This is a genomic window from Joostella sp. CR20 (assembly GCF_038433465.1).
Taxonomy (GTDB): domain Bacteria; phylum Bacteroidota; class Bacteroidia; order Flavobacteriales; family Flavobacteriaceae; genus Galbibacter.
Genome location: NZ_JAESVF010000012.1, coordinates 1 through 21,128, shown reverse-complemented (window position 1 = coordinate 21,128; position 21,128 = coordinate 1). Strand labels below are relative to the sequence as shown.

Annotated in this window: 7 protein-coding genes and 1 tRNA gene; 7 read left to right on the top strand and 1 reads right to left on the bottom strand. The window is 36.9% G+C overall.

Annotated elements, in window-relative coordinates; genetic code table 11:
- Positions 1–132 precede the first annotated feature (132 nt).
- From ccsA to JMA43_RS12495, 4 genes are all read left to right on the top strand, one after another.
- On the top strand, positions 133–3,354 hold the full coding sequence (ccsA, locus tag JMA43_RS12510; RefSeq protein WP_342156982.1) for a cytochrome c biogenesis protein CcsA: 3,222 nt from the start codon (positions 133–135) through the stop codon (positions 3,352–3,354).
- Between the two features lie 100 nt (positions 3,355–3,454).
- Positions 3,455–3,835: a hypothetical protein gene (locus tag JMA43_RS12505; RefSeq protein WP_342156981.1), complete on the top strand. Its 381-nt coding sequence runs from the start codon at positions 3,455–3,457 to the stop codon at positions 3,833–3,835.
- A 155-nt stretch (positions 3,836–3,990) separates the two neighbouring features.
- Positions 3,991–4,707 (top strand): bacillithiol biosynthesis deacetylase BshB1, encoded by a 717-nt coding sequence (gene bshB1, locus JMA43_RS12500; protein WP_342156980.1) that lies wholly within the window; start codon positions 3,991–3,993, stop codon positions 4,705–4,707.
- Between the two features lie 62 nt (positions 4,708–4,769).
- Positions 4,770–4,845 (top strand) — tRNA-His (locus tag JMA43_RS12495).
- A gap of 128 nt (positions 4,846–4,973) precedes the next feature.
- Here the strand turns inward: JMA43_RS12495 and JMA43_RS12490 are convergent.
- The gene (locus JMA43_RS12490; RefSeq protein WP_342156978.1) at positions 4,974–6,536 is read right to left on the bottom strand and encodes a M28 family peptidase; all 1,563 of its coding nucleotides are present in this window, start codon (positions 6,534–6,536) and stop codon (positions 4,974–4,976) included.
- Between the two features lie 281 nt (positions 6,537–6,817).
- Here JMA43_RS12490 and JMA43_RS12485 point away from each other — a divergent pair, with 281 nt between their 5' ends.
- The 3 genes from JMA43_RS12485 to JMA43_RS12475 are packed head-to-tail and all read left to right on the top strand — an operon-like array spanning position 6,818 to position 20,602.
- A complete protein-coding gene (locus tag JMA43_RS12485; protein WP_342156977.1) occupies positions 6,818–17,713 on the top strand; it encodes a PKD domain-containing protein in 10,896 nt (3,631 codons plus the stop codon).
- Between the two features lie 34 nt (positions 17,714–17,747).
- The gene (locus tag JMA43_RS12480) at positions 17,748–18,665 is read left to right on the top strand and encodes a PorP/SprF family type IX secretion system membrane protein (protein ID WP_342156976.1); all 918 of its coding nucleotides are present in this window, start codon (positions 17,748–17,750) and stop codon (positions 18,663–18,665) included.
- 2 nt (positions 18,666–18,667) lie between these two features.
- On the top strand, positions 18,668–20,602 hold the full coding sequence (locus tag JMA43_RS12475) for an OmpA family protein (protein ID WP_342156975.1): 1,935 nt from the start codon (positions 18,668–18,670) through the stop codon (positions 20,600–20,602).
- Positions 20,603–21,128 lie beyond the last annotated feature (526 nt).

Genomic DNA, 21,128 nt, shown 5'->3' with positions numbered 1-21,128 from the left:
ACACCTTATTTTTGCCAACTGAAAAATAATCATATTAAACTTCGCTATTTTTTAAGAGTTGTTTGATAGAAAATATAAATATGGCTTTGTTTTTAAGCTTAAACTCATACTGAGAAAAATCTTTTAAGACCAATGTTAGACTCCCTAAAGAAAATTTTATTCTCCACTCGATTAATGGCCATACTTTTTGTTGTTTTTGCAGTAGCAATGGCACTTGGAACATTTATTGAAAATTCGTACAGTACAGAAACTTCCAAAATTTGGATTTACAACACACGATGGTTTGAGATAATCATGCTATTATTTATGATAAATTTCCTCGGAAATATTAAACGCTATCGTTTGTTTAGAAAAGAGCAGTGGCCAGTGTTGTTACTCCATTTGTCGTTTATTTTAATAATAGGTGGTGCGTTTGTAACACGTTATTTTGGTTTTGAAGGAGCCATGCCAATTAGAGAAGGTGAAACTGCAGATTATATTTTAACACAACAAAAGTATGTTTCGGTTTTTGTTGATGGAGAAATTAATGGAGAGCCAAGACGTAAAGCTCTTCAAGATGAAATTATGATAAGTAAAGAAGCGGTTAAAACTTCTTTACCTTGGAAATCCGATTTTAACGGAAACCCTTTTACGGTTTCGTACGCTGGTTTTATTGAGGGTGCAGAAGAAGGACTTATTGCTTCTGAAGATGGAGAGACTTATTTAAAAATTGTTGAAGCTGGTGGCGGAAACCGTCACGATCATTACCTTAAAAGTGGCGAAGTTTCAAGTATTCACAATATTTTATTCGCTTTAAATAAACCTACCGACGGAGCTATCAATATCACAATTAAAGATAGTATAAGCACTATTCAATCTCCTTTTGATGGTTCTTTTATGCGTATGGCCGATCAATTTCAAGGCACTTTAGTACAAGATAGTTTACAGCCTTTAATGTATCGATCTTTATACAACACAGCTGGGATGCAGTTTGTATTTCCAGACCCTGTAATTAAAGGTGAATATGGAGTTGTGGAAAAAGAGGTGAAAACACCAAACGACGAAGATGCTATCATTTTAAATATTACTGCAAACAACGAAACCAAACAAGTAAAAGTATTAGGTGGAGTAGGACACTTAAACGAGCCTAAAACTGTAAAGATTGGAGATTTAGAGTTTCACTTATCTTTTGGGTCGATTAAAAAAGATTTACCATTTAGCGTTACTTTAAACGATTTTGTAGCTGAAAAATATCCAGGAACCGAAAAAGGATATTCTTCATTTATGAGTAAAGTTACCGTAAACGATGAGCGTTCTTTTGATTATGATATTTATATGAATCATATTTTAGATCATGGAGGATATCGCTTTTTTCAATCTGGTTTCGATCCAGATGAACAAGGTACAATCCTTTCTGTAAACCATGATTTTTGGGGAACTTGGATTACCTATATTGGTTACTTTTTGCTTTATGCAGGCTTAATGGGGATTATGTTCTTCGGAAAAACACGCTTTAAAAATTTAGGCGAAATGTTGGATAAAGTAAGAGCCAAAAAAGCAAACTTAACTGTATTGGTGTTGTTTTTAAGTTTTAGCTACGGTTTTTCACAAAACATTCCGATGCATGGAACTATTGAGCATCCTGAAGAACAACAAGTAGAAGAGGAGCATGTGCATACAGATGGTGAAGATGAGCACATCCATATTACCGCGCCTACAAAACAACAAGTAGATTCAATTTTAAAATCTACAATTGTACCTAAAGAGCATGCAACAAAGTTTGGAGAGCTTATTATTCAAGATAGCCAAGGGCGAATGAAGCCTGTAAATACATTTGCTTCTGAACTTGTTAGAAAACTTACCAAATCCGATTCGTTTGAAGGTTTAGATGCAAACCAAGTGTTGCTGTCTATGATTCAAAATCCTGCGTTGTGGTATAACGTAGACATGATTTATATTACAAGTAAAAATGATAGTATTCGTACAGTAATAGGTGTGCCAAAAGATCAAGGATATGTAAAAGCAGTCGACTTTTTTGAAGGGGTAAATTATAAATTATCACCATACCTTCAAGATGCGTATGCAACCAATACTCCAAATCAATTTCAAAAAGGATTTAAAGAATTCGATTTAAAATTAGGATTAATAAATCAAGCTTTAGGAGGCGAAGTGCTTCAAATTTTTCCGTTGCCTAACGACGAAAATCATAAGTGGATTTCGGCTACAGCTTTCCAAAAGGGAGAATACAAAATAAAAGATTCTTTGTATGCCAACTTTGTTGACAAGTCTTTATCGTTTTATGTAATGTCCTTGCAACAAGCCAAGAGCACTGGAGATTATTCGCAAGCAGATAAAATTGTAGAAGCTTTCAAGCAAAATCAACAAAATTACGGAGCCGAAGTATTGCCTTCAGCAACAAAAATAAAAACTGAAATTCTGTATAATAAAGTCAATATATTTCAAGAATTACTCATTTGGTATCTTATTGTCGGAATAGTTATGTTTACTGCAATAATTATCCAGATTTTTAATGATTCTAAAGTTTTAAGAAAGATAATTTTAGTTTGTAAAATAGCAATTTTCTTGATGTTTATTTTACAAACAGCTGGTTTAGCTGCGCGTTGGTATATAAGTGGTCATGCACCGTGGAGTGACGCTTACGAGAGTGTGTTGTATGTAGCGTGGAGTACAATGGGGTTAGGGTTGTTGTTTGCTAGAAAAAGTGACCTAACAGTTGCTGCAACGGCTTTTGTTACCGCAATTATTCTCTTTGGAGCGCACATGAACTGGTTGGATCCTGCAATTGCAAATCTGCAACCTGTTTTAGATAGTTATTGGTTAATGATTCACGTTGCTGTAATTGTTGGTAGTTATGGACCATTTACTTTAGGAATGATTTTAGGAGTCGTTACCTTGTTTTTAATGGTTTTTACAAATAAGAAAAATAAAGCCAAAATGGATTTGAGTATCCAAGAGCTCACTATAATTAATGAACTAGCGCTAACTGTTGGTTTGGTAATGCTAACCATTGGAAACTTCCTTGGGGGGCAATGGGCTAACGAAAGTTGGGGACGCTATTGGGGTTGGGATCCTAAAGAAACATGGGCACTTATTAGTATTATGGTTTATGCTTTTGTTATCCATATGCGTTTAGTGCCAGGACTTCGTGGCAAATGGACATTTAACTTCGCGAGTATTGTTGCTTATGCAAGTATTATGATGACTTATTTTGGAGTGAATTTTTACCTTTCAGGGTTACACTCATACGCTAGCGGAGATAAAGTAATCACGCCAACTTTTGTGTATTATGCAGTTGCTTTTGTTGCTGTGCTTGCAGTAGTGAGTTATTGGCGCTACAAAAAGATTAATAAATAAGATCAAACAAGTTTACCATAGCGTTAATTTGCTATTTTTTTGTGGGAATAATCTTTTATTGTTGTATATTTATTACGTATTAATAAACGTAAAAATAATTATGATGAAGAAATTAGGACTATTTTTAGCCTTTGTAATGGGCGTTGTATTCATAAATACAGCTACAGCACAAGATTTCCCCAAAGCCGATTTTTTAAGTACTATGAATAGCTTTGACGATATAGGGCTAAACCTTTCTTCTAGTCAGTCGAGCGAATTAAAAGACTTAAATAGTAACTTGGTAGATAATGTTTCAGATATTTTAAAAAGCGATAAAGACAAAGACAAGAAAATTGCCGATTTAAAATTGTTGAAAAACGACACAAAAAAGAAAGGAATCGATATTTTAGGTGAAGATAACTTCAAAAAATATAAAAAATCGATGAAGAAAAAATTACGACCATTTAAAACAAAAGCAAAATTATTGAAATTTGTTTTGTAATTATTTCTGATAAAAACACAATTTAGAGCTTCAGTTTTTTACTGAAGCTTTTTTTATTTTCAGTCGTGTTGAAGATTACTTCTTCTAGAAAATTGTCTTCCGAAGGAATTTATCAATAGTATTATGTACTTTTGAAGTAAATAAGAGCATTCAATATGAAGTTAGATATACTTGCCTTTGGCGCACATCCAGATGATGTAGAGTTAGGTTGTGGCGCTACTATAGCAAAAGAAATAAAATTAGGAAAGACAGTAGGGATTGTCGATTTAACCCGTGGAGAGTTAGGAACACGTGGTTCAGCAGAAATAAGAGATATGGAAGCTACAGCCTCTACTAAAATTTTAGGAGCATCTGTTCGTGAGAATCTTAGTTTTGCTGATGGTTTCTTTGTAAATGATAAGGCGCATCAAATAGAAGTGATTAAAAAGATACGAAAGTACAAACCAGAAATTGTGCTTTGCAATGCTATTGACGATAGACATATTGACCACGGAAAAGGAAGTAAATTGGTTAGCGATGCTTGTTTTTTAAGCGGATTAAAAAAGATTGAAACTACCGAGGATGGAGTAGTACAAGAAGCATGGCGTCCTAAATTGGTGTATCACTATATTCAATGGAAAAATATAGAACCCGACTTTGTGGTAAATGTTACTGGTTTTATGGATGTGAAGATGGAAGCAATTAAAGCGTATAGCTCTCAATTTTTCGATCCAAAAAGTAAAGAACCAGAAACTCCAATAACAAGTAAAAACTTTTTTGATAGTGTAGATTATCGTGCAAGAGACCTAGGAAGATTGATAGGAGTAGAGCACGCCGAAGGTTTTACTGTTGAAAGATTGCTGGGAGTTAATGAGTTAGGAAATTTATTGTAAAAAACATCATTTTTTCTTTGCAGAAGTGATAAAATGACTTACATTTGCATCCGCAATTAAACGGTGGTTGTAGCTCAGCTGGTTAGAGCGCTAGATTGTGGTTCTAGAGGTCGCCGGTTCGAAACCGGTCTTCCACCCAAAAATAAAAGCTTCCAATTTTGGAAGCTTTTTTTGTGCCTTATTATTTGGTTAAAAAAAGGTGAACACAAAAACAAAAGGCGAACATGAAAATGTTCGCCTTTTGTTTATTTTATAAGCTATGTGAATTACTTTGTAGCTTTATCTACAACCAATCTATTTGGTCTGTTTGCGATTTCCCAAGCAGTTTGAAATACTAAACGCGCTCTGTTGGTAAGCAAGTCGTAGTTAATTTTGTCTGGAGTGTCAGATATTTTATGATAATCGGCATGTGTCCCGTTAAAATAAAAGATAATTGGCACATTGTGTTTTGCAAAATTGTAGTGGTCACTTCTGTAGTAAAAACGATTTGGGTCGTTCTCGTCATTATAAGTGTAGTCTAACTCAATATTTGCATACTTTTTATTTACTTCTTCAGAAAGTTCATGTAGTTCGGTGCTTAATTTGTCTGAACCAATAAGGTAGATGTAATTTCTGTTACCTTCTCTTTTTGGATCAATTCTACCAATCATATCGATATTAAGGTCAGCTACTGTGTTTGCCATTGGAAATACAGGGTGTTCAGAATAGTATTCAGAACCTAAAAGACCTTTTTCTTCTCCTGTAACGTGTAAAAATACAATCGATCTATCAGGACCGTTTCCTTCGTCAGCTGCTTTTTTGAAAGCTTCTGCGATTTCTAAAATAGCAACAGTTCCACTTCCGTCGTCATCGGCACCGTTAAATACGTTTCCGTCGCCATCAACACCAACATGGTCTAAATGAGCCGAAATAACTACGTATTCTTCAGGTTTTGTTTTTCCTTTGATAATGGCTACAACATTTTCAGATTCGATATCTTTTGTTGCATTTTCAATATCCAACTTAATAGCTTCATTTAAGTTTTGCGCTTTAAAATCGGTTTCGATAGTAGATAGCAAACTTTTCGCAACGCTACTATTTACAAATAGTGTTGGGATTTTCTTTCCGTCAGCTTTTAAAGACATTTGTCCGTTTCCTGCACTTTCTAATGAGTGTTGGTATCTTCTAATCGCACGGTCGTAAAAAGCATCATCGTAATAAATAATTCCTTCCGCACCTTTTTCAGTAGCAATTTCAATTCTGCTAGCTAAAGTTTCTCTCCAGTTAGACCAAACACTTGGTTGCTTTGTACCTGTTAAAATGTAGTTTCCGTAATCTGTTTGCGGTTCACCAATTTTTATAAGTACGTATTTTCCTTTTACATCGATATTTTTATAGTCTGAATATTTTTCAGTATCAATACCGTAACCAGCATAAACAATGTCGTACGATTGATTTGTTACTAAAGAAAATGTAATAACACCTTCACCTAAATTAAAAGTGTTGTTGCCAACAGTGATGCTACCAGATGGCGCTCCGCTCACCTCAAGCGGTACTTTTTGAAAATAACTCCCATTGCTTTGCGCAGGAGGGATGCCTAGCGCTTCGTATTCTTTCTTTAGATATTCAACAGCTTTTTTCTGACCTTCATCTCCTGTGTTTCTTCCTTCAAACTCATCGGAAGCATAGATGTATAAATGGTCTTTAAGTTCTTGCTCTGTAATTGTTTTTTCATAACCAACTCTATCCGAAACTTCTTCGGAAGTGTTATTGTTGGTGCTACTGTTGTTTTGCTGGGCGCTGTTACAAGCAAATGTAAGTGCTAACCCCGCGTAAAAGATTTTTTTCATGTTAGGATAATTTGTTTAGCGTTGAATATTTTTCAAATATAATAATGTAGAATACTTAAAAAACGACTCGAAATTATAATAAGATGTTAAAATTACCTAAATTTATACCTGCAAAATAATTTCCTCCCCTAAACTATAAACACTTTTTTTGATATATAATCAGCATTTTTGAACGTTGATTGCATATATCATAGAAAGTAATGTGTTTTTTGTAAGAAGATTATAATTATTTTATTAATTTCAGTAATATAAATTCTAGCGGATAGATTAATACTAGCTATATGGTTAAATTCTACTCTTTGATTTCGTATTTATTTTTAATGTTTGAAAAACGTATTAAATGTTCTAACGGAATAATTTCATTAATTTTTATTTTCTTTTCTGTATTTACAGCGTCTGCTCAAGATTGTTCTGTAAATGCTGGTATCGATGAAACTATTTGTGGCGATGCTACATCGTATCAATTATCGGGATCGTCTTCAGGAAATTTAAGCGATAGTGCAGTGTGGTCGCAAGCAGGAGGACCTTCCGTAGTAATTACAGATCCAACCGACCCAAATACAACTATTACGGGAATGACGGGAGGAAACGATTATGTGTTTCGATACAGTGCAACATGTAGCGATGGAAATGACGTTTTTCAAGAAATTACAATTTCAGTAGAAAATATAACTATTGCCAATGCTGGAGGCGATGTAGAATCATGTCCAGATAGTTCTGGTTCGATTGTTATTACAGGAAATGCACCCGCCAATGTTGGAGAAGTAGGAGAGTGGAGTGTTGTTGGAGGGAATGATGCTGGAGTTACTATCAATAATACAAATGATGAAAATACAACGATTACGCTTGGACAAGGAAGTGCTGGATCTACAACTTTACGATGGACAATTACAGGTCCTGAATATGCTCCAGGATTGCGTTGTGAAACTTACGACGAAATAACAATTGTTAATTATGGTGGTGTGGAACCAGTTGATGCTGGTCCAGATCAAGTTTTAAATAGCTGTTATACAGTATCTCAATCGACTAATCTTCAAGGGAGTTTTGCAGGAAACGGACTTGGAGGACAACAAGGGACCTGGTCGTTTGTAAGTGGTACTAGAGAGCCAAATATTGTCGACCCAAATAGTAACACAACAACGGTAAACGGACTTTTTGAAGGGACTTATGTTTTTAGATGGACTGTAGATGGTCCTTGTGTTTCTGGTTCGGATATGGTAACTATTACAGTTGAAGGAGCTACGCAAGATGTTACTCAAGCTTCTGCTGAAAATCGAAACCAAGTGTTCTGTGACACAGGCGTTACACAAACTACTTTAGTTGGAAATACTCCTGACTTTGCTGGAGAAACTGTAGAATGGGTTCAAATAGAAGGGCCAGATGCAACTATAACCGATCCAAATAGTCCTACTACTTTGGTAACAGGTTTGTCATACAACAATACATATAGATTTAGATATATAATTAATAATGATAATACGGGTTGTAGTACATCGAGCACTGTAACGGTAAGTTATAATGACAACAATTTGTCGATTGAAGCAAACGGAGGTATGGATATTATTGCTGCCTGCGGTTTAGAAACTGTTGAAATACCTTTTACGGTTACGGGTAGTGGTTCTAACGAATATAGTATAGTAAGCGGACCTTTATTGGCTTTTGACTATCCAACCGATTATCAAAGTTTTTCTGATTCTTCTCCTTTGGAGTTGACTTTTGAAAAATCTGGGACTTATACAATTTCGTTACGAAGAAGAGTAACAGGAAATATTTTATCTGAATGTGATATTGTTACAGATGAAATCAATGTAACCATTTCCAAAGCTCCTACGCCTTCAAATGGTGGTACAGGGCAAATTTTAGACTGTGGGGTAACCACCACAGCTTTAACAGGAAATGAAATTGAATCAGGTAAATCCGTATGGTCGCAGGTAAGCGGACCAAACCAAGCAAATATTTTGAATCCGTTTGCGAGAGTTACAGCTATTTCTGGTTTAGAACCAGGGAAATATGTGTTTAGATATTTGGTGGCTTCGGCAGGAGGAGCATGCGATCCAGATGAATCTTCTCAATCGGATGTAGAAGTTATTGTTTCTGATACGATTATCGATGAAGATGTAGATGCTGGCGCAAGTCAATCGGATATATGTACGGGTGTAAAAGTAACCTTGTCGGGGAGTGAGCCAGATGCTGGACAAACAGGAACTTGGTCGCAAGTAGATGATGGAGCACCACAGACAGTTGTTTTTGCTGATGTAAACGATCCAAATACAACAGCCACTGGTTTTGACGATACCAATCAAACTTATACTTTAGAGTGGACTGTAGCCAATAACAGTAGTTCTTGTATTAGTTCTGGCTCAGATCAAGTACAAATTTCAACTGGAGATAGTGTGAGTCCGACTCAAGCAGTAGCAGGAGAAGATAGATGTTACGAAGCAGGAACCGAAAGTTTTAAATTAGAAGGAAATACTCCAGGAATTGGAGAAACAGGTATTTGGACAGTTTCACCAGCTGGCCCAACGATTTCAGATGTAAACGATCCGAGTGCTACAGTTACTGTTACCGAAAATGGAGAATATACTTTTACATGGACAATAGGTGCAGCTACTGGATGCGCGCCAACAGTTGATGATGTTTTAATAACAATTGATAACGCTGCAAGTGCCGATGCTGGACCCGATCAAGAAGATTGTGCAACAACATTTACAATGGCAGCTACTTCTTCAAATGGAGAAGGGCAGTGGACGCAAGTTTACGGATCTGGAGGTTATACTTTTTCAGATGAAACAAGTCCGACTTCCGAAGTAACTTTTACCTATTCAGGAACTTATGTTTTTGAATGGACAGTAGCATCAGGAAACTGTTCTACAGCTTCCGATCAAGTAACAATAAATGTTGGAATTCCGCCAACAGTAGCAAATGCAGGTGAAGATCAAACAGTTTGCGACGGAGGTAATTCAGTAACAATGTCAGCAAATAGTTTTGACGAAGATGTTGAAATTGGTAGTTGGACACTTGTTTCTGGTCCAGCTGTTAGCCCAACAATAACCGATGTTAACAATCCTTCTACAACTATTACTGGGTTGATAACTGGCGTGTATGTTTTTAGATGGTCTATTAAAGGAGACCCTAACTGTCCTGCTAGTACTGATGATGTTACTGTTACCATAGGGACTCCAGCCAATGCAGGTTCAGACAAGCAATTGTGTAATGCAACCAATGTTTTATTACAAGCGGAAGCAGGTTCTACAGGAACTTGGACACAGGTTTCAACAACAGGAAATGATGCTGTTATTATTCAAAGTCCGTTTAATAGTCACCTTGCCAATGCACAAATTGAACCTGGAACTGAATATGTTTTTGAATTTACAACCGATATTGAAGGATGTATAAGTTCAGACCAAATTACAGTTACCAATAGCGGTTCGCCAGAATACTCTCCAGATGCAGGAGCAGACGATCAAGTGTGTCAGGCAGATTTATCTCCTGTAAATACATATACTTTAAACGGAAATACACCACCAGATGGAGTTACTGCCGAGTGGAGAATTTCGTTTCAGCCCGATGGAGCTTCTGCTAGTTTTACAGATGCTTCTTCAGCAAATACAACAATTACAGGTTTAGATGTTCCAGGGTTTTATATTTTAGAATGGAATTTTAGTGTTGGAAATTGTACTACAGAATCAGATATTATTCGTTTAACAGTTTTTCCAGCGCCATCTACAGCCAATGCAGGTGCCGATCAAGACGATGCTTGTGTGCTTACAGCGCAAATGAGTGCTACAACACCAACAGCAGGAGTGGGATTGTGGACGTTTGAAGTTGATCCTTCTGGCGGAGAAGCAGTTATCGACAGTCCGAATTCTCCAACGACTACAATTTCAAATATTACTGTTTTAGGAACGTATACTCTAAAGTGGACAGTTTCTACAATTCCTTCAGGCGAAGGAACTAGCTGTGCGCCTTCAGAAGATACAGTCGATATTACTTTTGTAGACGAACCTCCTTTTACTGCGGAAGCTGGACCAGATCAAGAACTGTGTTTACAAGCACCAAATACTACAACCACAACAAACCTAGATGCTACCGATTTTCCAGTTGACGATACTACAACCGTAGGAACTTGGAGTGTTGTTAGTGGACCAAATACTCCAACTTTTGGAAATGAAAACAACCCAAATACTTCGGTATTAAATTTGGTTGCAGGTACGTATGAGTTTATGTGGACTACCGAGCGTGGAGGTTGTACAGATAGTGATACCGTAATAGTTGAAGTTTCTGCAAGCCCTACGGCAGCAGAAGCTGGCCCAAATCAAACTGTTGCAGAGTTTACAACTTTAGTAATGGCAGCAAATACACCAACAGTTGGAACAGGCGCTTGGTCTCAACTTTCGGGACCAAATGAAGCTGTATTTACGGGTGTTAATAATCCAAATACCACAGTTACAGGTACAGAAAAAGGAATCTATTATTTCGTTTGGACAATCTCAAACGGAGTTTGTGAAGACGCTTCAGATATTGTAAGAGTTGAAATTATTGGAAGTGCCGATTTAGAACTTACCAAAACGGCTTCCAAAACAATGGTTTCTCCAGGGGAAGTGGTAACTTTTTCTATTGAAGTGTTTAACAATCCTGCAAGGTCAACTTCCGATGCTACCAATGTTGAAGTTTCCGATGCTTTACCAGCAGGATATGATGTAGTTTCAGGAACAATTTCAGATGGTGGAATTTATTATTCAGGAAATTCTGCAATTCGTTGGGAAGGACTTTCTGTTCCGTTAGGAGAAACAAAAACAGTAACTTTCGATGCTACTATCAATAAAACTGGGCCATACGAAAATAAAGCGCTTATTACTGGTTCCGATCAAGTAGATCCAGATAGTGATCCTGAGGTTGGTTTTACTGAAGATGATTTAGCTGATGGAATTGCCGATGATGATGAAGATACCGTAACTATTTCTGTTCTTCAAGCCGACTTAGAACTCACAAAATCTGCTTCGCATACACAAGCTAATATTGGCGAAAGCGTAGGGTTTAGATTGTTTGTGAAAAATAACGGCCCGGGTAATGCAAGTGATATTACAGTAAAAGATACCATTCCAGATGGATATGATTTTATAACAGGAACAGCTTCTAATAATGGAGTTTACAATGCTGGAGATAAAACAATTACATGGTCTAACTTATCTGTAAGTAATGGATTTACAAATAGTTTAACTTATTCGGCATCACCAAATAGTACAGGAACTAATTATACCAATGTTGCTGAAATTACAACTTCTAATAGTGCCGATCCAGATAGTGATCCTTCGTCGAATTCTAGTGAAGATGATTTAAACGATGGAATTGACGACGACGATGAAGCTAGTTTGACAGTGCCAATTGCGTTAACCGATTTAAGTTTATCGAAAACTGTAAATACCACCACACCAAATGTAGGTGAAACTATAACTTTTACATTAACTATTACAAACGAAAGTGATGTAGATGCTACAGGCGTTACTGTGGAAGATTATATTCCAGCAGGTTATGCTGTTAAAACCATAAATAATAGTGGTTTAAAACAAGGAAATACAATTATTTGGAGAGACTTTGCTGTTCCAGCAGGAAATTCATTGACAGCTTCTGTTACTGCTGAAGTGTTAGCGCCAACTGGTGGTTTAGATGAATATTTAAATATAGCTCAAGTAGTAGCAGCTGACCAATTGGATAGTGATAGTACACCAGATAACGACGATGGAGATCAAAGTGAGGATGATGAAGATAGTGCAGTGGTGACGCCTCAAATGGCCGATTTAAGTGTTACGAAAAGCGTATCTCCAACAAGTGCTTCTATAGGCGATACTGTTACTTTTACCGTAGTTGTTACCAATGATGGTCCAAGCAATGCCACAGGGGTAGCTATTCAAGATGATCTGCCAGCAGGATATACACTTACTGCTGTAAACAACGGAGGTAGTATGTCTGGAAATTCAGCAATTTGGACAAATCTAAATATTGTAAACGGAGGAAGTCAAACGCTTACTTATGAAGCAACTGTTGAGCCTGGAAATGGAGGTTTACTAAATTATTATAATAGAGTGCAGGTTACAGCGAGCGATCAGTTTGATCCAGATTCTACACCAGATAACGATAAACCTTTAGAAGACGACTTTGCTTTTGCACAAATTAGCCTTGTTGGTGATTATGTAGATATCGAAGTATCCAAAACGTACACTTCTACAAATACTCCAGTGAATCCTGGAGATGAAGTTACTTTTACGGTTTCTGTTACAAATACAGGAACTATTGATGCAACAGGAGTAGAAGTTACCGACCAATTAAGAGCAGGGTATACGTATTCAGCAACAGCACCAGTTGCAAGTCAAGGTACTTACGATACTTCTAATGGAGCTTGGTTGGTTGGAGATTTGGCAATTGGACAAGTTGAAACACTTACTATCACTGTAGATGTAGTGGCTGTTGCTGATGAAGAACAATATGTAAACGTTGCAAGATTAACAGACGTAGATCAAACAGATATCGATTCATCTCCTGGAAATAACGATCCAACAGAGGATGATCAAGATGAAGTGAATCCTTCTGTTGAGCCTTTGGTTGACTTAAACTTATCAAAAACTGTAAATGTTGCTAATCCAGAAGTTAATTCCGAAGTAATATTTACCTTAACTATTTTAAACGAAGGAGTAACAACTGCTCCTGGTGTTGAAATTACCGATGTTTTACCTAGCGGATATACGTTTGTAAACGCTGTAACTACCGATGGAAGTTACGACGATGCAACTGGTGTTTGGGCATTGTCCAACAATTTAGGAGTGAACAAATCGGAATATTTACAAATTACTGCAACTGTAAACCCTACGGGAGAATATTTAAATACTGCCGAAGTTACTGCATCCGATTTTCCAGATAGCGACTCTACACCAGATAATGCTGATACAAGTGAAGATGATTATGCAGAAGTTGGTGTTACGCCAATTCCGTTAGTAGATCTTTCATTAACAAAAACTGTCGATAACGCTACGCCGAATATTGGAGATGAAGTGGTATTTACAGTTTCGGTTACAAATGCTGGACCAAGCGATGCTACCGATGTTTCTGTTAAAGATTTATTAGCTGAAGGATTTGAATATGTTTCAGATAATAGCGGAGGGAACTATGATGCTTCCACAGGAATTTGGACTGTTGGTACTTTAACCGCTGGAGGAACAGCTTCAGCAATAGAAATTACAGCAAAAGTACTTTTATATGAAGATCCTTTAGTTTCTGCAAATTATTTAAACAAAGCAGAGGTGTATGCTGTAAATGAAGATGATATCAATTCGACACCAAATAACGGTGTAACTACAGAGAATGATTACGCGGAAGTACAAGTAACACCAAATCCAACGTTGATTGATTTAGAAGTTACTAAAACGGTTGATAACCCAATGCCAACAGTTGGCGATACGGTTACATTTACGGTTACAGTTTCTAACAACGATGTAAATTCAACAGAAACTATTGTTGATGCTTCAGGAGTTGTAATCTCAGATAAGTTAAATTCAGGATTTACTTATGTGAGTTCTACGCCATCTGTAGGAACTTACGAAGAGAATTCAGGATCGTGGGTTGTTGGAGATTTACCAGCAGGCGCAACAGAAACTTTAATTATCGAAGCTACTGTAAACACTACTGGAAATTATTCGAATACCGCACAAGTTACCGATCAAGATCAAAATGATGTTGACTCGAAACCTGCAAATAACGACGATACCGAGGACGATTACGATACTTTAATTGTAACTCCAGAATTCCCTGCGGATGTTGCCTTAACCAAAACGGTTAATGTAACGACACAAGATGTTGGGAAATTGGTGAGTTTTACCGTGAGTGTTACAAATAACGGTCCGGCTATTGCTACTGGAGTTGAAGTCACCGATATGCTTCCGAGCGGATATGAATTTGTTGGAGCAACAGGAACAGGAACTTTTGACGATACTACGGGAATTTGGATTTTAGGAGAAGAAATTCCTGTTGGAGGTACGATTAACGGAACTATTGTAGCGAGAGTTCAGGCTACTGGAGACTATGTAAACGTTGCTGAAATTACTGCAACCGATCAAACAGATCCAGATTTAACCAACAATTCTGATAGTGCCGAAATCACACCGAATTCATTAATCGATCTTTCTTTAGAAAAATTAGTTAGTAAGTTGGTGCCAAATGTTGGAGAGCAAATTTATTTCTCTTTAGCCATTACAAATGATGGTCCAAATGAAGCTACAAATGTAGAAGTTACAGACGCATTGCCAAGTGGATATACGTTTGTTTCTGCTACCGGAACCGGAACGTATGATGAAACTTCAGGCACATGGACAATTCCAACTGTTGCTGTAGATGAAACAGTGTACATGCAAATAAATGTTACCGTAAATACTTCTGGAACCTATTTAAATGTTGCTGAAGTTACTGCGGCCGATCAAGAGGATACCGATTCTACGCCAGCAAATGGCGATGTAAATGAAGATGATTATTCGCAACAAACAATTGTACCAAGAACACCAGTAGACATCGAAGTTGAAAAAGTGGTAGATAATATGAATCCAACAGTAGGAGACGAGGTTACGTATACAATTTCAGTATACAACAATCCAAACGGAGGAATGTATATTGGCGATGCAACAGGAGTTATCGTTACAGATGTTTTACCTAGCGGATTGAATTTTGTTAGCGCAACAACATCTGTTGGAACTTATGATGAAACTGTTGGAGTTTGGGAAGTAGGCGATTTAGCAAATGGTGCTACTGAAACGCTTACCATCACAGCAAGAGTACGCATACTTGGAAACTATGCCAATACAGCAGAATTAACTGCTTTAGATAATACCGATCCGAATTCTACGCCAGATAATGGTATAGAAAGCGAAAACGATCAATCTACAGTTACAATTGTTCCTGTAGGTGCAGCCGATTTATCGTTAATCAAAGTAGTAGATAACGATATGCCAAACGTGGGAGAAAATGTTCAATTTACATTAACACTTACCAACGATGGCCCTGGAGTTGCTTCAGGAGTTACTGTTAACGATATGCTTCCGGCAGGATTTACTTTTATCGGAAGCACAGCTACAAATGGAAGTTACGATGCTTCAACAGGTGTGTGGACGCTTAGCGGACTTATCATCAGTGGCGCTTCAGAATCTTTAACAATCGTTGCGAGTGTAAATCCTTCATCAGGAACTACCAATGAGTATTTAAATACTACGGAAGTTAGCACTTCAGCAAATAACGATCCAGATTCAACGCCAGCAAATGGAGAAACATCAGAAGACGATTATGCTGAAGTATTGGTAACTCCAGTTCCGCAGATAGATCTTTCGTTACAAAAATCGGTTAGTAAATTACTCGCCAATACGGGAGAAGAAATTGTGTTTACATTGACGCTTGCCAATGCTGGTCCTAGCGAAGCAACCGGGGTAGAAGTTACCGATATGTTGCCAGACGGATATGTATATGTTTCTGATGATAGTGGAGGAACTTACGACAGTACTACCGGAATTTGGACAGTAGGAAGTTTGGCAAGTGATGCTGAAATTATATTAAATATTACGGTGGAAGTAGTTGAAGGAACGTATTTAAATACTGCGGAAGTAACTGCTGCCAATGAAGAAGATATCAACTCAACACCAAATAACAACGATCCTGATGAAAACGACCAAGATCAAGCGCAAATAGTTGCCAGAGTTGAAACGGATATTTCAGTATTAAAAGAAGTAAACAATACAAACCCAGCTGTGGGCGATGAAATTGAATTTACAATTACGACGCTTAATGATGGGCCAAGTACTGCAACAGGTGTGGTAGTAAACGATTTATTACCTTCTGGATATAGTTTTGTTAGCGCGACAGCTTCCGTTGGTACTTACGATGCCAATACAGGAAGTTGGACGATTGGAGAAATGTTAAATGGAGCGATTGAAACGCTATCGATTACTGCGGAAGTGTTAAGCAGTGGGCGTTATACAAACACTGCCGAATTGGTAGGTTTAGATACTTTCGATCCAGATTCAACACCAAATAATAACAATCCTGAGGAAGACGACCAAGCATCTGTGAGTCCGTTTGCAACAGCTAAAGCCGATCTTTCACTTACAAAAGAAGTGAATAACAGTATGCCAAATGTTGGTGAAACAATTCGATTTACAATTCAAGTTACCAATAGTGGCGAAAGCGATGCTGCGGGGATTGAAGTAACCGATAAATTACCAGCTGGATTTACCTATGTAGAATCTTTTGCAACTGCGGGAGTTTACAACGCCAACACAGGAGTTTGGGCATTAAACCAAACTTTAGTGAATGGAAATACAGAAGTATTAACCATTTCGGCTACCGTAAACGAACCTACAGGAAATGTAGAAGACTTTACCAACTGGGCACTTATTACTGCAAGTGATACTGAAGATCCAGACAGTGATGTAACTTCAGATGAAACAGTAGATGATTTAAATGATGGCATTGCCGACGACGATGAAGCAAGTGTTGTGGTAAATGTAATGAGTGTTGATATTGGTTTAGAAAAATCGGTTGACAAAACCCAACCAACTATTGGTTCGGATGTTGTCTTTACCATGGTGGCTAGTAATTTAAGTTCAACAGAAGCTACCAATATAGGAATTGAAGATAACTTACCAAGCGGTTATGAGTTTGTAAATGCTACGGCAACTTCTGGTACTTACGATGAGCGTACAGGCATTTGGACTATAAGTTCGTTAACCGGAAATGCAAGTGCAACCTTAACAATTACCGCTACAGTACTCGATGTAAACGATTATGTAAACGTAGTATCACTGGCTTATTTAGATCAATTAGATATCAATCCAGATAACGATAGCGCACAGGCTACTATCGATCCAAACTGTTTAACTATTTACAATGAGTTTTCTCCAAACGGAGATGGTGTAAACGATTTCTTCTATATTGATTGTATTAATCAGTATCCAGGAAACCGCCTTGAAGTTTACAACCGTTGGGGTAGTTTAGTACACGCAGAAGATGGTTATAATAATGATTGGGACGGAACAACCGATGGAAAATCTACAGATAAAGTACTTCCGATAGGAACTTACTATTATATTTTAGATTTAAAAGATGGTTCAGAACCTATCTCTGGATGGTTATACATTAATAAATAGACAATAATAAGTGCCAAACAATACAAGCATTAGAATGAAGGAAAATATTAAATATATACTTATAACGGTAGCTTTATTTTGTAGTGCTGCAACATTTGCGCAGCAAACACCGCAGTACACACAATACATGTACAACACTACAACAATTAACCCAGGGTATACAGGTTCTCGCGGACATATGTCTTTAATAGGTTTGTATCGTACACAGTGGGTTGGACTCGAAGGTGCTCCAGAAACGCAAACTTTTGGGTTTGATACGCCTGTTGGAAAAAATGTTGGCTTAGGACTTAATATTATCAACGATGCATTAGGGCCTACGAACGAGTTGTATATCGATGCTAATTTCTCATATACTGTACGTTTAAATAACGACGATCAGCGTTTATCTTTTGGATTAAAAGCAGGAGGTCGATTTTTCGATGCCGATTTTAGTAAAGGAAATTACCAAAATCCAGATGTTGCTTTTCAAGGTGATATCAATAAGTTTTATCCAACAATTGGGGCAGGAGTGTATTATCATACTTCAAAAGGTTATTTAGGGCTTTCGGTTCCAAACTTTTTTGCTGAAGATCATTACGACGATATTGAGGAAGAAATAGGAGTAGAGCGTATTCATTTTTATCTAATTGGAGGACGTATTTTCGATTTGAGTTACAACGTAAAATTCAAACCAGCTTTTATGGTGAAATATGTGCCTGCAGCCCCTGTTATTGCCGATTTTTCAGCGAACTTCTTGTTTTACGAGCGTTTGAGCTTAGGAGCAGCATACCGTTGGGGCGATTCGTTTAGTGGCTTGTTCGGAATACAAATTACCGACGGAATAGGTTTAGGTTACGCCTACGATATGACGACCACCAATTTAAAAAATTATAGCTCTGGAACACATGAAATATTTGTTCGTTTTGAGTTTAAATCAGATAAAGAAAAATTAAAATCACCTCGATTCTTTTAAGTATGAAGTACTTTAATAAAATAGTAATTACCTTTTTTACTTTTGTAAGTGCACTAACTTTTGCGCAAGAAAAAAGTAGAACTTCTGATAAAAATTTTGATAGGTATTGGTATAAAAAAGCTGCAGAGCAATATGAAAATGCGGTGAAACACGGAGATACTTCAAAAGAAACATTAATGCGTTTAGGCGATTCGTATTTTTTTAATTCGGATATGGAAAACGCTGCCAAGTGGTATAAAGAATTGTTCTCGAAGTATGAAAATGAAATCGAGCCTGTTTATGCGTTTCGATACATTCAGTCTTTAGAAGGAACAGGCGATTACCTACTTGCAAAAGGACTTATGAAAATTTATGCTGAAAAGTTAAACGATTCTTCTTTTAATGTTGATCAATTGAAGGATAACGATAAACTTATTGATGCACTTCGTAATTTACAACCTCAGTTTTATGTGACGAATTTGTCGAGCAATACCAAGTTTTCAGACTTTGGAGCTGCTTTTTATGGCAACCATGTGGTTTTTGCATCTACGAGAGATTCAAGTATTTTTACGACTCGCAAATACCATTGGAATGACCAACCTTATCTCAACTTATTTATTGCAGATACGGTTCCTGGGGGCACAGATTTAGTCAATGTAAAATCGTTTTCAAAAGCTATTAATAGTAAATATCATGAGGCCGGAGCAGTTTTCACACGTGGATTTGATACAATTTATTTCACCAGAAATAATTATTTAAAAGACGGTTTAAAACGTGATGCTAACGGAAGCAATAACCTTAAAATTTACCGTGCTGTATCTCATAATAACAGTTGGAAAGATATTGAAGAATTGCCATTTAACAGCGACGATTATTCGATAGGACACCCAAGTTTAAGTCCCGATGGTAAGAAATTATATTTTACCTCAGACATGCCAGGAACACTTGGTGGTTCGGATATTTATGTGGTTGATATTTTAAGTGACGGAACTTTTTCTGCACCTAAAAATTTAGGCAGTGAAATTAATACGAGTGGTCGTGAAATGTTTCCTTTTGTTACTGAAAATAAAATTTACTTCGCTTCTGATGGACATTTAGGTTATGGAGGTCTCGATGTTTTTGAAGCAAAAATTTCAGAAGAAAATTACTCAAAACCTGTAAATCTCGGACGACCATTAAATAGTAAAGCTGATGATTTTGCTTATGTTGTAGATGAAAAAACACAACGTGGTTATGTGTCTTCCAACAGAGAAGGAGGCGCAGGAGACGACGATATATATTCTTTCCAAAGAGATGAAAAATGTGCGCAAACAGTGCAAGGAACGGTTGTAAATGTTGCCAATGGCACGCCAGAAGCAAACGCAACAGTTAAATTATACATGGGAGAAAAAGTGTTGGATAGCACTGTATCTACAACGACAGGAGCATATACTTTTAAAACGCCAATTTCTTGTGAAACTTCTTATAGAGTTTCGGTTACAAAAGACGATTATGAAGGCGATGAAAAAGCGTTTATTACACCCAACGAAAATGCCTTTGTAAATGAAATTCCGCTTCAAATAAAACATAATTTAATTGTGGAAGAAAATGGCTTATTGAAAATTAAAATCGGACTTATTTATTTTGATTTTGACAAATGGGATATCACCGACAAAGCTACTGTAGAGCTCGATAAGGTTGTTGGAATAATGAAGGAATATCCTGGAATGGTTATTAAAATTGAATCGCATACCGACTCTAGAGGTCCCGATGCTTATAATATGGAGCTTTCAGACAAAAGAGCCAAAGCCACTAGAGACTATATTATTTCTCAAGGAATTACTTCAACACGTATTGAAAGTGCAATTGGATACGGAGAATCGAGGTTGTTAAACGAGTGTAGCAATGGTGTACATTGTACAGAAGAACAACACGATATTAACCGTCGTTCCGAATTTATTATTCTGAAAATGGAGTAAACACTATCCTATAAATCTGAGTTCGATTCGATTTTAATAATTATATGTTTATGGGAGCTAGAAGGTAATAAGCCATAAGGGATAAGCGAAAAAACGAACAACGAACAACAAACTCCCCCTTTGAAGGGGGCTAGGGGGATGTAAAAACGTCATTCTGAATTCGATTCAGAATCTCATCATATTAGTGTGAACCCGAATCGAGTTCAGGTTGACGAAAAGCTTTTTGAGCGAAGCGAGTTCTTTAAATGTGTGGAGGTTGTTTCCGTAGATTTTTTGATACTTTTTAAATCAGTCTTGAGTTTTTTGCTTCGTTTTTGTGTCAAGACAAAAATGAAATGATTGAAAAACACATAATTATCGTTAATCTGAATTTAATTTAGAATCTCAAAAATTAGCTTTATTTATGATGAGAAACTGAATCAAGTTCAGTTTGACGAAAGGTTGAGATTTTGGGAAATAATTGATGAAGAAGTAACACAAAACAAAAAGGGTAGCAAAATTAATTGCTACCCTTTTTTATATTCTT